The organism is Bacteroides sp. OM05-10AA (genome assembly GCF_003439055.1).
Taxonomy (GTDB): domain Bacteria; phylum Bacteroidota; class Bacteroidia; order Bacteroidales; family Bacteroidaceae; genus Bacteroides; species Bacteroides intestinigallinarum.
The window spans coordinates 1-17,511 of the sequence record NZ_QSUR01000020.1 but is presented as its reverse complement, the minus strand read 5'-3'; the positions used below and the strand labels follow the sequence as shown (position 1 = coordinate 17,511).

General features: G+C 36.8%; 10 protein-coding genes. 9 read left to right on the top strand and 1 reads right to left on the bottom strand.

What is annotated here, in order from left to right; genetic code table 11:
• Nucleotides 1–483: 483 nt before the first annotated feature.
• On the bottom strand, nucleotides 484–1,719 hold the full coding sequence (locus DXB58_RS15915) for a site-specific integrase (protein WP_122137494.1): 1,236 nt from the start codon (nucleotides 1,717–1,719) through the stop codon (nucleotides 484–486).
• A gap of 377 nt (nucleotides 1,720–2,096) precedes the next feature.
• Between DXB58_RS15915 and DXB58_RS15910 the strand changes: the two genes are divergently transcribed.
• The 9 genes from DXB58_RS15910 to DXB58_RS15870 all read left to right on the top strand — a co-directional run bounded on the left by DXB58_RS15910 (nucleotide 2,097) and on the right by DXB58_RS15870 (nucleotide 17,395).
• Complete coding sequence (locus tag DXB58_RS15910) at nucleotides 2,097–5,423, top strand: TonB-dependent receptor (RefSeq protein ID WP_122137493.1); 3,327 nt, start codon at nucleotides 2,097–2,099, stop codon at nucleotides 5,421–5,423.
• Nucleotides 5,424–5,441: 18 nt separating this feature from the next.
• Nucleotides 5,442–7,019, top strand: a complete 1,578-nt coding sequence (locus DXB58_RS15905; RefSeq protein WP_122137492.1) for a SusD/RagB family nutrient-binding outer membrane lipoprotein — start codon at nucleotides 5,442–5,444, stop codon at nucleotides 7,017–7,019.
• A 32-nt stretch (nucleotides 7,020–7,051) separates the two neighbouring features.
• Complete coding sequence (locus DXB58_RS15900) at nucleotides 7,052–8,116, top strand: glycoside hydrolase family 18 (RefSeq protein ID WP_122137491.1); 1,065 nt, start codon at nucleotides 7,052–7,054, stop codon at nucleotides 8,114–8,116.
• A 22-nt stretch (nucleotides 8,117–8,138) separates the two neighbouring features.
• Complete coding sequence (locus DXB58_RS15895) at nucleotides 8,139–9,350, top strand: DUF1735 and LamG domain-containing protein (RefSeq protein ID WP_122137490.1); 1,212 nt, start codon at nucleotides 8,139–8,141, stop codon at nucleotides 9,348–9,350.
• 23 nt (nucleotides 9,351–9,373) lie between these two features.
• Nucleotides 9,374–10,339: a BT_3987 domain-containing protein gene (locus DXB58_RS15890; protein ID WP_122137489.1), complete on the top strand. Its 966-nt coding sequence runs from the start codon at nucleotides 9,374–9,376 to the stop codon at nucleotides 10,337–10,339.
• Between the two features lie 163 nt (nucleotides 10,340–10,502).
• On the top strand, nucleotides 10,503–12,701 hold the full coding sequence (locus DXB58_RS15885; protein WP_122137488.1) for a DUF4838 domain-containing protein: 2,199 nt from the start codon (nucleotides 10,503–10,505) through the stop codon (nucleotides 12,699–12,701).
• A 98-nt stretch (nucleotides 12,702–12,799) separates the two neighbouring features.
• Nucleotides 12,800–14,125 carry an MFS transporter gene (locus DXB58_RS15880; RefSeq protein WP_122137487.1) on the top strand — a complete coding sequence of 442 codons (1,326 nt, stop codon included), beginning with the start codon at nucleotides 12,800–12,802 and terminating at the stop codon, nucleotides 14,123–14,125.
• Between the two features lie 20 nt (nucleotides 14,126–14,145).
• Nucleotides 14,146–15,114, top strand: coding sequence for a 1,4-beta-mannosyl-N-acetylglucosamine phosphorylase (locus tag DXB58_RS15875; RefSeq protein ID WP_122137486.1), 969 nt, complete (start codon nucleotides 14,146–14,148; stop codon nucleotides 15,112–15,114).
• A 7-nt stretch (nucleotides 15,115–15,121) separates the two neighbouring features.
• Complete coding sequence (locus DXB58_RS15870; RefSeq protein ID WP_122137485.1) at nucleotides 15,122–17,395, top strand: GH92 family glycosyl hydrolase; 2,274 nt, start codon at nucleotides 15,122–15,124, stop codon at nucleotides 17,393–17,395.
• Nucleotides 17,396–17,511 lie beyond the last annotated feature (116 nt).

The window sequence follows — 17,511 nt, the reverse complement described above, 5'->3', positions numbered from 1 at the left end:
TCAACTTGTTTTTATTTATATATGCGGTATGAATATTCGATAAAAGACGTTTCTTCAGGAATGTTCCACACCGAGAATCACTTCGTTTCTCGGTGTGGAACATTTTGAATCTTTAAATGGAACCTAACAAGTCATTTAAAGAATAATAGTAACTCGTTTTATAGTAGTTATTTTCTTCTAGTTAGTGCCGATAACATCAAGAACGGAATCTTTCCATTTGATTAATATTGCTAATATTAGACATTATTCTATCACTATACTAGTGATCAAAAGAATGAATTGCAATAATATCAAACCTTTTTATTAAAATTACGTTTGGCTAAAGTGGAAATCCCTGCGTTTTTCTAAACCACTCCTGATAACGGATACATATTCTAAATTATAGGTAATCTGAATATGCGTTTTTTAATATTATACTCACTTTTATCCTATATCAATTATTGGTCCATTTTTCATTGTACATACAATTTGCATACAAATGTATTAGAGATTAAAGTTAGTCAATAGTTGAGCATTCCTTATTCTTTCCTCTTTTTCAAAGTATGCTAAATAGTGCTCGGTTACAGATAAGTTAGAGTGTCCCAAGCTTTCAGAAATATATGAGGTTTTTGCACCTCCACGTTTTAATACTGTAGCAAAAGAATGCCTTGCCGTGTAGGTCGTCAACTGCAAAATTCCAATGTCTTGGGCTATCTTTTTAAGTTTTCTGTTGCATTTGGTTATAACCCGCCGTACCAATCTAATTTTTTCAAAGGCATTTTCAGTCCCTCTAGCATATTTAAAAATATATGTTTGTGGGCTTAATCTTGGATTACCCCATTTTTGAATAATATTCCACATTTCAGGAATAATGATTGCATGTATCTCTTTGTTATGTTTGGTAGCCCGAGATGTCTTAGAGCGTACAAAGCATATTTCTCCATCTACAATATTTGAATACTGAAGAAATAATAAATCCATAAAATTAATACCATTACATAAATAAGAAAATACCCAAAGATCCCTAAATTCTTCTATGTCTTTTGTTTCACATTGATAAGACATTACTTTTTTTATTTCAGAAAGGGTAAGTGCTAATTTACGTCCACACCCTTCAGGTATTTCATATTTATTCTTTCCAAAAGGAAAAGATGATTCTTTTATGATGCCATCATGTACAGCACGATTTAATACACACTTTAAAGCCCGGAAATAAATGCTTATGCTTGAATAACTTTTACCTTCTGATATCCAAAATCTTTCACAATGTTTAAGCCAATCAATTGTAATTCTATCTAAAGGAATAGTGGAACCTCCGAAATCTTCCAAACTTTTCAAAGCACTTTGATAGTTTAGGTACGTGTTTGCTTGTTCATTAGCTTCCAGTTCTTTCATCTTTAAATGAAAAGCACTGCGCAAAGTTATATCATTCACCTGCCTTCCTAACCTGACGCTTAATACTTCAATACTAAATTCTCCTTTTTGTATCAGTTCGTTAACTTGTTGTTTAATAGTTGAAAAACTACTCTCTATATCTGATCGAATTTCTGCCAATAATCGGCTTTTTACTTTTAATAACCTTGCCCAATCTTCTTTTGACACTTCCTTCCCAGTTGAATAATATTTTTGCTTTCTTCTATATACCACTTGAACTTTAACAGGAAACTGTCCACTCTTTTTGGCTCTTCTGGTATCTAATATGGTTAAAACCGAAATTCCATCTTTTGAATATTTGAACATAAAATGAATATTTATATCTATACAATAGGTAAAGCATACATATATTGTATGCAAAATGTATGCAAATGTAATAAATCAGCCTGATTTTAATAAGTACATAAGATTCTATTTATCAAATATTTGAGTATTTATTTTTCAATTAGGAATCTTTCTATTCTAGTTTTTTCAAAAAAAATCTTATCTTCGTTTAGTAAGGTTACAACATAAAATGTATTACTATTGAATAAGCGCTTATGGAATTTATTTTAAGTATAACCTTTAAATTTATTAATTATGAGAAACAGAGATACATGAAACCTTTGTGTGAAAACGGTAATCTCATTTACCGACTCTAATTACAAATTCTCTAAAAACTATTTCTAATTAAAAAGAATAAGATGAAAGAAATTATAAAACACAAGTTTTCATACTTGTTATTCTTCCTTTTGTTGGTTTCGTGTTTTGCTTCAGCTTATGGGCAAGAACGAACGATCACTCTTAATCTATCGAAAGTACCCTTAAACACTGCTTTGAAAGAAATTGAGAAACAAACTTCAATGTCAGTAGTCTATAACACAAATGATGTCGATATAAATCGTGTCATATCTATCAAGGTAACAAAAGAATCTTTGAATAATGTAATGAATCAGTTATTCAGAGGAGTTAATGTCAGTTTTTCAATAGTAGATAATCATATTGTGCTTTCTGCAAAAAGTAATAAAGAAGACCAGCAGAAAAAAACACCAATTACTGCAAGTGGTACTGTTACTGACTCAAAAGGAGAACCATTGATTGGAGTTAGTATTTTGGTAAAAGGAACTTCAAATGGTACTATCACTGATATGGATGGAAATTTCAAAATACAAGCAGCTAAAGGTGATGTACTTGAAGTATCCTATATCGGTTATGCCTCCCAAGCAATCACGCTTACCAATGCTCAACCTATAAAAGTAACTTTAGGAGAAGATACGCAAGTATTGGATGAAGTTGTCGTTACCGCATTAGGTATCAAGCGTGCAACTAAGGCGTTAAGCTATAATGTGCAAGAAGTAAAGGGTGATGAGTTGACAACTGTAAAAAGTGCCAATTTTATGAATTCACTGGCTGGAAAGGTAGCTGGTGTTAATATTAATGCATCTTCATCCGGTGTTGGAGGGGCTACACGTGTGGTTATGCGTGGTACCAAATCTATATCTTCAGACAATAATGCTTTATATGTAATTGATGGTGTTCCTATCTTTAATACAAATAAAGGTGATACTAACGGACAATATTCAGCCCAGCCGAGAGGAGAGGGGATATCTGACATCAATCCGGAAGATATTGAAAGTATGTCTGTGTTAAGTGGACCTGCTGCTGCGGCATTGTATGGTTCTAATGCAGCGTCGGGTGTAATTTTAATTACTACTAAGAAGGGAAAAGAAGGTAAGGCACGAATTATTATTTCTAATAATTCTACTTTTTCCAATCCTTTTATAATGCCTGAATTCCAAAATTCTTATATAAATCGTGCAGGTTCCTTTGCTTCATGGGGAGATAAAGCGTCTTCTCTTTTCGGGACTTATGAGCCAAAAGATTTTTTCAATACTGGTACTAATATTCAGAATAACGTTTCTTTATCTGTTGGTAATGAAAAGAATCAAACTTATCTGTCTGTAGGTACTACTAATGCAACCGGTATCATTCAAAATAGCAAATATGACCGTTATAATTTTACATTCAGAAATACTACAAAATTCTTGAAGGATAAAATGACATTAGATGTGGGCTTTAGCTATATTATCCAAGAAGATCTTAATCTAATGGCACAAGGTGAATATTTCAATCCACTACCAGCCGTATATCTGTTCCCGCGTGGCGAAAACTTTGAAGCTGTGAGGATGTATAAAACGTATGACACAACTCGTAAGATAGATGTACAGAACTGGGGATGGGGGGACCCTGGATACAGTATGAAAAATAATCCATATTGGGTAGCTAATGAGATGAACCATGGCATGAAAAAACAACGTTACATGGCTAATGCTAGTTTAAAATATGAAATTTTGGATTGGCTTGATGTGACAGGGCGTGTTCGCATTGATAATGCAACCAATGATTATTCAGATAAAAGAAATGCTTCTACTGACCTTTACTTTACTAATAGTTCTATTTATGGATTCTATAAGTACTATAAAGCTGACGATAGACAGGCTTATGCAGACGTGATGGCTAATATTAATAAACGCTTTGGTGACTTAAGTTTAAGTGCTAATATTGGCGGTAGTTTTACTCAAACTTATTATGACGAAAGAGGATTCCAAGGTGGCTTGAAAGATATGTCTAATGTATTTAGTCTATATAATATGACTACTACCTTGGATAAAGATACTTACCCTATAGAAAGTGGATATAAACAACGTACCAACTCTATTTTTGCTAGTGCGGAAATTGGTTGGAAGAGTATGTTGTATATGACTTTGACCGGACGTAATGATTGGGATTCAGCATTGATTAATACAGAACAATCATCTTTCTTTTATCCATCAATAGGACTTTCAGGAGTTATTTCCGAAATGGTAAAATTACCCAAAGCTATTACTTATTTGAAGGTACGCGGCTCATTTGCTTCAGTAGGTGCTCCTATTCCTAAGAATCTTTCTTCTAACAAAACGTATGAGTGGGACCCTGCAACTAGTCAATGGAAATTACAAACTTATCGTCCTTTGCCTAAACTTTATCCTGAACGTACAAATTCTTGGGAGGCTGGTTTGAATGCCAAATTTTTTAATAATAGTTTAAGTTTAGAAGTTACCTGGTATAAGGCTAATACTCGCAAACAAACATTCCAGGTTCCTTTGTCTGGAACCGCTGTATATGCGACTATGTATGCACAGTCTGGTAATATTGAGAATAAAGGTATGGAATTTTCTTTAGGGTATAATAAATCATGGGGAGATTTCTCGTGGAATTCCAATTTGACTTTTAGTTTTAATAAAAATAAGATTGTAGAGCTCTTGGATGATGCAGTGGATGATGAAGGTAATCACTATAGCTTAAGTGAGATTGATAAAGGTGGTATTGGATCGGCTAAAGTTATCCTTCGTAAAGGAGGAAGCATGGGAGACATGTATGTCACTAATCGTTTGAAACGTGATAACGAAGGAAATGTATTTATTGATAAAGCGAGCCAGAATGTGAAGAAAGAGGATATAAAGAATTCGGATGAATTTATTCATATTGGCTCTGTATTGCCTAAAAGCAATTTAGGTTTTAGAAATGACTTTTCTTATAAAGGCATTAGCCTGGGATTCATGCTTGCTGCCCGCTTTGGAGGTATTGTTATCTCACCGACACAAGCTGTAATGGATCAGTTCGGAGTATCTAAGGTCACCGCTTTAGCACGTGATAATGAAGGTGTTCCTGTAAATAATGGAAAAGTGGATCCCCAGACTTATTATACAGAAGTGGGTGGAATAAGTGGATTGATGTCTAACTATGTATATAGTGCTACTAATGTTCGTTTACAAGAGTTATCGGTGGGCTACTCACTTCCAGCCAAATGGTTTAATAACAAATGTAATCTTAGTTTGTCAATAACAGGGCATAACTTGTGGATGATTTATAATAAAGCACCATTTGATCCGGAGGCTACCGCTTCTACTGGTACTTATTATCAAGGTGTTGATTACTTTATGCAACCAAGTTTGAGAAGTTGGGGATTTAATGTAAAAATACAGTTTTAACGATAAAAGAATAACCAAATGAAAATATATAAATTCATAACGCAGATTTCTATTGCAGGCTGTATGCTTGTTGGAACTCCAATGTTACAAGGATGCATGGATAATAGCTTGAATGATCCGCTGGGAAAAGTTTCGGAAGAAGAACTTGGACGAGATGGATTTGCTGCCAATGCTTTCTTCTTGACTTTATGTGATTATGCATATCCCATAGCTACTGAAAACATTTATAATACCAATGAATCCTTGATTGGTGACTGCTATGGACGTTATCAAGTAATGGCAACAGATAAGTTTAAAGGGGCAAATTTTGCTACATATAACGCACCCGAGAACTGGTTAAACTGGCAGTTTGCAGATGATAATGTAATGGTATTGACGTATGGCGCATGGAATAAAATAAAGAATGTAACCCAGGGAACAGGAGTTAACTTTGCATGGGCGCAGATCCTAAGAATTGCGACAATGCATCGTATGCTTGATATGTATGGAGCACTTCCTTATTCCCAAATTTCAAGTGATAAGCTTTCTGCTCCTTACGATACGATGGAGGAAGCATATCATGCAATGTTCACTGATCTGACTGATGCTATTAATGTGATGACTGTTTATGTGACCGAAAATCCAAACAACAGAACGATGGCTAAGTATGATAAAGTTTATGACGGTGATTTTGAGAAATGGGTGAAATTTGCAAATTCACTGAAACTACGTATGGCTATTCGTATCCGTTTTGCAGATCGCGAATATGCCAGACAAATGGCGGAAGAAGCTATTAATCATTCTATCGGGGTAATTACTTCCAATGAAGATAATGCAACTTCTTTAGGAACTAAGAATCAATTGTATACAGTGTTAGTGCAATGGCCCGACCAATGTGTTTCTGCCGATATTACATCATATATGAAAGGGTATAACGATCCGCGTATGCCGAAATATTTTAAAAAGAAAACAAGTGATAAAGGAGATGACGATTATGTGGGGATGCGTGCAGGTTTGTCTTATGGTAATGATATTACCGGACCGACTTTCTCTAGAATAAATGTTGGAGAGATGGATCGTACTTTATGGATGAGTGCAGCTGAAACTGCTTTTAACAAAGCTGAAGCAGCAATGTTAGGATGGGATGTAAAAGGAGAAACAGTGAAAGATTTGTATGAGTCAGCTATCAGACTTTCTTTTACACAATGGGGAGTATCAGAAGGTATTGACCAGTATCTGAATGATGAATCAAGTACTCAGGCTGATTATGTAGATCCTAATGAGAATAAGGGGAATGAAAGTGCTATTAGTTCTATAACCATCAAATGGAAAGATGATGCTGGTGAAGAAGAAAAACTGGAAAGATTAATAACTCAAAAATGGATTGCACTGTGGCCTTTGGGACAAGAAGCATGGAGTGAGTATCGTCGTACTGGATATCCACGTTTTTTCCCGTTATTGAATGGAAATATAACCAATCTTCCTTCTGCTAATCGTATTCCGTTCCCACCGTCGGAATATATTCGCAATGCTGCTAATGTAAATGCTGCTGTAACTAAATTGGGTGGCGCTGATAATTATCAGACTAAGGTTTGGTGGCAGCGTAGGGATAAGTGAATAATAGTATAATCTATATTAATGTAAATAGTATGAGAAAGATATTCTATTTTATAATGTTGTTATTTGGCATAACGGTTGCGAATACGGCGTGTGATGATTGGACAGACATGGAACCTAAATTCCAGGAAGATATGACTCAGTCGTCACTTCCGGAAGAATACTATGCCCAGCTTCGCGCTTATAAGAAAACAGATCATCCGGTTGCTTTCGGATGGTTTGGTAATTGGACGGGAAATGGGGCTACCTTAGAAAAATGTTTAGCCGGACTTCCTGATAGTGTGGATTTTGTTTCTATTTGGGGTAACTGGCGAAATTTGACAGAAGCGCAAACAAAAGATTTGCGTTATGTACAAAATGTAAAAGGGACTAAAGCTTTGATGTGTTTTATTGTTCAAAATATCGGTGACCAATTGACTCCCGAGGAATACAAAGATAATTATCTGGACTTTTGGGGATGGAATGAGAATAAGGAAGAAGCTATAAAAAAATATGCACATGCAATATGTGATAGTATTGATAAATATGGATATGATGGCTTTGATATTGACTATGAACCTAATTATGGACATCGAGGTAACATGAGTGGAAGCGATGAGAATATGTTGTTGTTCATTCAGACTTTGGGAGAAAGAATCGGGCCGAAATCGGGCACAGACAGGTTATTAGTAATTGATGGTGAACCACAAAGTATTGTATCGGAGTCAGGTGCTTATTTTAATTATTTTATAGTGCAGGCTTATGATTCTCCGGGAGATAATACTGGACGTGACAATTTGGATAGCCGTTTAAACTCTACAATAAGAAACTTCGATGGACATTTGACAGCAGAGGAAGTTGCTAAGAAATATATTGTAACTGAAAATTTTGAAAAATGGGCTTTGTCTGGTGGTGCTGACTTCACAGATCGATATGGAAATAAAATGAAGTCTTTGGAAGGTATGGCGCGTTGGACACCTATTATTAATGGGAAAAAATGTGTAAAAGGAGGAGTTGGAACCTATCATATGGAGTATGAGTATACAATTGATGGTACAGAAGAATCTTATCCTTACTTGCGTAATGCTATTCGTATTATGAATCCACCGGTAAAATAACAAATCTAAAGATATAATAATTATGAGATATCTGGTAAAAAATAAAAATACAATAATGTTCGCTTTTGCTATATTGCTTTGTGTAATAATAGCAAGTTGTGAAGATGCAAAGTATGATACTATCGGCAGTAGAATCTATTTAGCTGAATCCAGTAGTTTGTCTTATGAATCTAAAAAGGTAACAGTAGCTGAAGAGGGTAGTGTTGTCACTGTGACTCCGCGGTCAGGACAAATTGCAACAGAGGATATAGAAATTACCTTGGGACTAAGTCCGAAATCGTTGGAAGTATATAATACAAAAAGTGGTACGAACTATAAATCTATGCCGGAAGGTTCATATTCTTTTGATCAAAAGACAGTGGTTATAAAAAAGGGAGAATTAGTGGCTCCTACTGTTAAAGTATCAATTGATCCGTTGACAAAGGAAATGCTTGATTCTGGTGATAAATTTGCACTACCGGTTGCTATTACTTCTGTATCAGGTGGACAACAAACGTTGGAAGGTGCAGATGTTATGATTTATATCATGGATCAGGTTATTATAACCTCTGCACCAGTGTTGACGGGTACAAAACCAATTACTATGGAAATGCGTCAGGATTATACAGTAACTCAATGGTCACTTGAAATGCGTATTAATATGAGTGAACTTGGTGATGGGGTGACTCCTGGAGTTGGTCATCCTGGTCCTCCTAGCTATCAGAATCAAGCAATATTCTCTGCAGGTCCGGGTAATGGTATCGCAGAAGATGGTGAAATTTATATTCGTTTTGGTGATGGCCCGATTCCTGGTAATATTTTGCAGATAAAAACACAAGGTACTCAAGTAAATGCTGCTACTAAGTTTAAAAATAATCAATGGTACCATTTAGCATTTGTTTGTGATGGAGTGAAATTGACTATTTATGTAAATGGAAATATTGATGCAACACTAGATCTTCCAAGAAAACCTTTGCGTCTTGTTAAAAATAGCTTTGGCATATGCAATGGTGATTGGATGGTTACAGATGCTATCGTTAGCGAAGTACGTTTTTGGACTACTGCTATTTCACAATCGCAGATTCAAAATAATATGTTTGCGATAAATCCGGGTACAGATGGTTTGGAGGCTTATTGGAAATTGAATGAAGGGTCAGGAACCGAGTTTAAAGACGCAACTGGTCATGGAAATAAAGCCACGGCACTTAAGGGAGTTGTCAGATGGGTAGATGGCATTAGATCAGATGGTAAATAATATAATATTCAAATGATGTAATTATGAGATTGAAAAATATAATATGGAAAACAGTAGTGATGTCATTAATGGCATCACCACTGTGCATCTCTTGTGATGATGATGACGAAGTTACTGTAAACTCTAAGTTTTATCTTTCTACGAAAGTTTTTCCGGTAGATTCTTATGAAGCATCGTTGTCTGTAATTTTGAAAGATAATTCAGTGGTGGTAAATGAGTTACAACCTAATTATCGGTTTGTGGCATGTGCAACGGAGAGATTGTCGAAAGATGTGAAAATAACAGCCGCTAGTGATGATAATCTAGTAAGTGTTTACAATAAAGCTAATGATACGGAATATAACATATTGCCTGCTGAAAATTATTCTTTCACCAATAAAACTGTTACTATTGAAAATGGAGAAAGTGTATCTGGAGATTCTATAAAAATAGAGCTATTAAATGTAGAATCTTTGACGACAGAAGGAGGGTATTTGTTGCCGGTTACCATATCTTCTATAGAAGGTAATAACTTAGATGCACTTAGCTCTAATAGAGGAGTAGTTTATGTGAAAATTCAAAATATTCATGTCAATGTAGAATCTGGACAACCAGCTGAAGGTAGTTTGATTGCAGATCGTTCTGGTTGGACTGTAAAAGTTGCCCCGACGACTCGTGGAGATGCTAAAAATTTGATTGATGGAACAAGTTCTGATGTAGCTCGTGATGGAGGAGCAGAATATTGGCTAACTGTGGATATAGGTAAGGTGCAGACATTAACAGGAATAAGAAATAAGTGTTATGGTAGTAGTTATTCACCGACTGCAGTAGATGTATTTACTTCGGGTGATGGAATAAAATGGAAATCTATCGGAACTGTAACCATTTCAAAAGGTAGCACACAATATATTAAGTTTTCGAAAGCTATTGAAACGCGTTATTTAAAGTATTATGTGAAACAAGGTCCCAGTACGGTCAGCCTTACGGAATTTGACCTATATGCGAAATAATTAATAGGTTATTGATTTTTTGAAGTCCCACTTTTTCGTTTTTTCGAATAAAGTGGGACTTATTATATAAGTTAATAAATAAAAAAAGAAAAAGATTGATTGTTTAATATCATCATATTGATTGTATTACTATTATATAATAACTTTTAATAGCAAGAAAAACATGAAATTATCTATTCTACGACTCTGTTTATGGTTTATAGGAATTTGCATAGCGTTTCCTTCTCTCTCTCAAACTGTGTTAGTAACTAATGGGAATACGAGCTCCAAGATCATTTTGAAAGAGAATAATCAAATATCTTGGACAGCTGCAAATTTGTTACAAACATTTATTCAAAAAGTAACTGGTTGTAAGTTGCCTGTTGTTATAAGTCAAACGCCTCGGAAAGGAGATATACTGATTGGCGGTCAAACTCCGCAAACAGTGACGGAAGATGGTTTCTCTATCTCTACTCAAGACGGTATTTTAAGAATATCAGGAAAAGAAAAAGGAGTTGTATATGGAGTTGTCACTTTGTTGGAACAATATCTGGGAGTTGATTATTGGGGAGAGAATGAATACTCTTTTACTCCTCAAAAGACGGTGATCTTGCCTTTAATTAATAAAGTCGAAAACCCGGCCTTTCGTTATCGTCAGACGCAATGTTATGCCATCCGTACGGATTCTATTTATAAGTGGTGGAATCGTTTAGAGGAACCCAATGAAGTGTTTGCTGCCGGTTATTGGGTACATACCTTTGATAAGCTTCTGCCTTCATCTGTTTATGGGAAAGAACATCCGGAATATTATTCTTATTTCAAAGGAAAGCGCCATCCGGGGAAAGCAAGTCAGTGGTGTTTGAGTAATCCGGAAGTTTTTGAGATTGTAGCTCAACGTGTAGACTCTATTTTCAAAGCTAACCCCGATAAACATATCATGTCCGTCAGTCAGAATGATGGTAATTATACGAATTGCACCTGTGATGCTTGTAAGGCTATTGATGATTATGAAGGGGCACTATCGGGAAGTGTGATTACTTTTCTGAATAAGTTGGCTGCTCGTTTTCCGGATAAGGAGTTTTCTACATTGGCTTATCTGTATACAATGAATCCTCCGAAGCATGTGAAGCCTTTGCCGAATGTGAATATTATGTTGTGTGATATTGACTGCGATCGTGAAGTAACCTTGACGGAGAATGCTTCGGGAAAGGAATTTGTGAAAGCCATGGAGGGATGGTCTAAAATAACCAATAATATTTTCGTATGGGATTATGGTATCAATTTTGATAATTATCTGGCCCCTTTTCCTAACTTCCATATTTTACAGGATAATATCCGTCTTTTCAAGAAGAATCATGCTACCATGCATTTCTCTCAAATAGCAGGGAGCAGGGGAGGAGATTTTGCCGAACTTCGTGCCTATTTAGTTTCAAAGTTAATGTGGAATCCCGAAGCTAATGTAGATTCTTTGATGCAACATTTCCTACATGGATATTATGGTGAAGCAGCGCCACATCTTTATCAATACATAAAGGTTATGGAAGGTGCATTAATAGGTAGCGGACAGAGATTATGGATTTATGATTCTCCTGTATCACATAAATATGGCATGTTGAAGCCTGCTTTGATGCGTCGTTATAATCATTTATTTGATTTGGCCGAAAAGGCTGTCGCAACAGAGCCGGATTTCTTGAAGCGAGTTCAACGGGCGCGTCTGCCAATTCAGTATTCAGAACTGGAGATCGCACGGACAGAGACAGAAAAAGACTTGGCAGATATAAATAAGAAGTTAGATCTTTTTGAGGAACGTGTGAAAGAGTTTCAAGTCCCTACCTTGAATGAGCGTTCCAATTCGCCGATAGACTACTGTAAATTGTATCGGGAACGTTATATGCCACAAAAGGAGAATAGTCTGGCTTTAGGAGCAAAGGTTACTTATATAACTCCTCCTACCGGAAAATATGCAGCGTTAGGAAAGACTGCATTGGTTGATGGTTTGTTTGGTGGAGCAACCTTTGTTGATAGTTGGATTGGTTGGGAAGGAACGGATGGTGCATTCGTTATAGATTTAGGTGAAACGAAAGAAATACATAGTGTGGAAACGGATTTTCTTCATCAAATAGGGGCATGGATTCTTTTCCCTTTAAAGGTGGTTTATTCGTATGCTGATGACGGTGAGCATTATACACACTGGAAAACGATTGATTTGCCGGAAGAGCGTACGGGGGAGGTGAAATTCCGTGGAGTCAAGGCAGAATCAGCAGAACCGGTAAAAACTCGTTATGTAAAAGTAGAAGTCACCGGAACGAAAGAATGCCCGACTTGGCATTACGGCGTGGGACATCCTTCGTGGTTCTTTATAGACGAAGTGATAATAAAATAAAAAAAGTAGGGGGGAGACGTTAGTAGTTTCCCCCTTTTAGTTGTATTATATATAGATGGGTTAGAAAAATGGATTTTTTCATCTATATACTATGATTTATGCAACAGAATAAAACTGCTTCTCAACGAAACACTATTAGCCCGGCTTGCTGGGTGCCTACCGCTTATTTTGCAATGGGACTTCCTTTCATTGCTATTAATCTGGTTTCAGTTTTCATGTTTAAGGATCTTGGAATTTCGGATACGCAAATTGCATTCTGGACATCTCTAATTATGATGCCTTGGACACTGAAGTTCTTGTGGAGCCCTTTTCTTGAAATGTATAAGACGAAAAAATTCTTCGTATTAATAACAGAATTGTTGAGCGGTGTACTGTTTGGAGTAGTAGCTTTTTCTTTGTTCTTCGATTATTTTTTCGCTATAAGTATTTCTACAATGGCAGTGATAGCTTTTAGTGGAGCCACACACGATATAGCTTGTGATGGTGTATATATGGCTGAATTGAACAAAGAAGATCAGGCAAAATATATCGGAGTGCAGGGTGCTTTTTATAATGTAGCCAAATTGGTCGCTAATGGAGGATTGGTTGCTATGGCGGGAGCACTGGCAGAACATTTTGGAGCGATAGAAGGTGCTTCAATAGATGCTAATAAAGGGGCATATTCATCTGCATGGATGATTATTTTCGGTGTAATTGCTGTAATAATGGTACTAATCGGAATTTATCACATCAGAATCTTACCTTCTACACAACTACCTGTAACAACTAAAAAGACGACTTCGGAAATTAAAAAAGAGTTAGTAGCAGTAATAGGAAACTTCTTTACTAAGAAACATATTTATTATTACATTGCTTTTATTATTTTATATCGACTGGCAGAAGGATTTATCATGAAAATAGCTCCGCTGTTTTTGCGTGCTTCAAGAGATGTAGGTGGTTTAGGATTGTCATTAACCGAGATCGGTACGCTGAATGGTATCTTTGGTTCTGCAGCTTTCGTTCTAGGTTCATTGTTGGCAGGAATTTATGTCTCTAAGTTCGGACTGAAAAAGACACTGTTCACTCTCTGTTGTATTTTTAATCTTCCGTTTGTAGCCTATACTTTTTTGGCAGTTGCACAGCCTACCAATGTATATCTAATCGGAACTTGTATAACAATGGAATATTTTGGTTATGGTTTTGGTTTTGTCGGACTGACGTTGTTTATGATGCAACAGATTGCTCCTGGAAAACATCAAATGTCGCATTACGCATTTGCTTCAGGAATCATGAACCTGGGAGTGATGCTTCCGGGAATGGTGAGCGGTTATCTTAGCGACTTGCTTGGGTATCGAAATTTCTTTATCTATGTATTAATCGCAACTATTCCTGCTTTCCTGATTACTTATTTCATCCCTTTCACGTATGATGATTCAAAAAAATAATAATATAAAAAATAACGATTATGAATAAAATTCAAATTCCTTGGGAAGATCGTCCTGTCGGATGTACGGACGTTATGTGGCGTTACTCACAAAATCCGGTTATCGGACGTTATCATATTCCTTCATCTAATAGTATATTCAATAGTGCTGTTGTTCCTTTTGAGGATGGTTTTGCCGGCGTATTCCGCTGCGATAACAAAGCGGTGCAAATGAATATCTTTGCAGGTTTCAGTAAGGACGGTATTCATTGGAATATCAATCATGAACCTATCCAGTTTAAGGCTGGTAATACAGAAATGATTGAGTCGGAATATAAATATGATCCCCGTGTTACATGGATTGAAGATCGCTATTGGGTGACTTGGTGTAATGGTTATCATGGTCCTACAATTGGTATTGCATACACTTTTGACTTTAAGGAATTTTTCCAATGCGAGAATGCTTTCCTGCCCTTCAACCGTAATGGCGTACTTTTCCCACAGAAAATTGATGGCAAGTATGCTATGTTGAGTCGCCCGAGTGACAATGGACATACTCCGTTCGGTGATATATATATCAGTTATAGCCCGGATATGAAATATTGGGGTGAACACCGCTGTGTAATGAAAGTGACTCCTTTCCCGGAAAGTGCTTGGCAGTGTACAAAGATTGGTGCAGGATCAGTGCCTTTCCTTACAGACGAAGGCTGGTTGCTGTTTTATCATGGTGTTATTACTACCTGCAACGGTTTCCGTTATGCTATGGGAGCTGCCATACTGGATAAAGATCATCCGGAAAAAGTCCTTTACCGTACACGTGAATACCTGATCGGTCCGGCTGCTCCTTATGAACTTCAAGGTGATGTTCCCAATGTTGTATTCCCTTGTGCTGCTTTGCAGGATGGTGAACGTGTGGCAGTTTATTATGGTGCAGCAGATACGGTGGTAGGTATGGCTTTTGGATATATAAAAGAGATTATCGATTTTACTAAGCGAACGAGTATCATTTAATTAAGATATGAAACGTATTATATTAACTTACACACTTGCTTTTTCCCTTCTTTCCGCTTATGCGGGGGAAGGGGGAAGCCCTCCCCTAAAAAATACGGATAAAAGTCTTTTGATAGATTATGTAGATCCTTTTATCGGAACTACTAATTTCGGGACTACCAATCCCGGAGCGATTTGTCCAAATGGTATGATGTCTGTGGTTCCTTTCAATGTGATGGGATCTTCTGAAAATACCTATGATAAAGACGCACGGTGGTGGTCTACGCCTTATGAATATACAAACTGTTTCTTTACCGGATATGCTCATGTAAATTTGAGTGGAGTCGGTTGTCCGGAATTAGGTTCTTTATTGCTGATGCCTACTACCGGAGAACTGAATGTGGATTATAAGGAATATGGTAGTAAGTATAAGGATGAACAGGCTTCACCGGGTTATTATTCTAATTATCTGACTAAATATAATGTAAAAACAGAAGTCTCGGCTACTCCTCGTACCGGTATTGCCCGTTTTACTTTCCCAAAAGGAAAAAGTCATATATTGTTGAATTTAGGTGAAGGATTAACGAATGAGAGCGGTGCCATGCTTCGTCGTGTAAGCGATTGTGAGGTGGAAGGAGTCAAATTGCTTGGTACATTCTGTTATAACCCTCAAGCTGTGTTTCCTATTTACTTTGTATTACGGGTTAAAAAGAACCCTTCTGCAACAGGGTATTGGAAGAAACAACGTGCGATGACGGGTGTTGAGGCTGAATGGGATCCGGACCAGGGAAAGTATAAGCTTTATACTCGCTACGGAAAAGAAATAGCAGGAGATGACATCGGTACTTATTTCTCCTTCGACACAGAAGAAGGTGAGCAGGTAGAAGTACAAATGGGAGTTTCTTTTGTAAGTATAGAAAATGCCCGGTTGAATCTGGATCGTGAACAGGCTGGAAAGAATTTCGAGCAGATTCATGCTGAAGCACGCTCCAAATGGAATGATGACTTGTCACGCATAACTGTAGAAGGTGGTACGGATGCTCAAAAAACTGTATTTTACACAGCACTTTACCATTTGCTGATTCATCCTAATATTTTGCAGGATGTAAACGGAGAATATCCGGCAATGGAAAGTGATAAGATTCTGACAACAAAAGGAGATCGCTATACTGTCTTTTCTCTTTGGGATACTTACCGCAATGTTCATCAATTGTTGACTTTGGTTTATCCGGAACGTCAGATGGAAATGGTACGTACAATGCTCGATATGTATCGCGAACATGGATGGTTGCCTAAATGGGAATTATATGGCAGGGAAACATTGACAATGGAAGGTGATCCGAGTATTCCGGTAATTGTAGATACCTGGATGAAAGGTTTGCGTGATTTTGATGTTGATTTGGCTTATGAAGCAATGTACAAATCTGCTACATTACCCGGAGCGGAAAACTTGATGCGTCCTGATAATGATGATTATATGTCCAAAGGATATGTGCCTCTTCGCGAACAGTATGACAATTCCGTATCTCATGCATTGGAATATTATATTGCTGATTTTGCGTTATCTCGCTTTGCAGAGGCTTTGGGTAAAAAGAAAGATGCAGAGATGTTCTACAAGCGTTCTCTGGGATACAAACATTATTATAGCAAAGAATTTGGCACTTTCCGTCCGATTCTTCCAGATGGAACTTTTTACAGTCCGTTTAATCCGAGACAAGGAGAGAACTTTGAACCGAATCCCGGTTTCCATGAAGGTAATTCCTGGAATTATACATTCTATGTGCCACATGATGTATATGGCTTGGCAAAACTAATGGGTGGGAAGAAACCTTTTATTGATAAGCTACAAATGGTTTTTGACGAAGGGCTTTATGACCCGGCAAATGAACCGGATATTGCTTATGCCCATTTATTCTCATATTTTAAAGGTGAAGAATGGCGCACACAGAAAGAGACGCAACGTTTAATAGACAAGTATTTTACTACCAAACCTGATGGTATTCCAGGAAATGATGATACGGGGACGATGTCTTCCTGGGCTATTTTCAATATGATTGGTTTTTATCCTGATTGTCCCGGACTACCCGAATATACATTGACGACTCCGGTTTTTAATAAGGTAACGATTCGGTTAGATCCGAAATGGTATAAAGAGAAAGAGCTAATAATTGAAACTAATCGCACTCAACCAGGAACTTTATATATTGATAAGATACTGTTGAATGGTCAAAAGTTTAATAAATATCATATTACACATGATGAACTTGTTCACGGCAAATATTTAAAATTTGAATTGAAATAACACACAGTGTTTCATAGGTATCGTTTTTGGGTTGACAGGGCTGTCGGACTTCTTATGGTCCGGCAGCCCATTTTTTGTACGCTCGGCATGAGCATTATCTAACGGGTGTAAGTCCC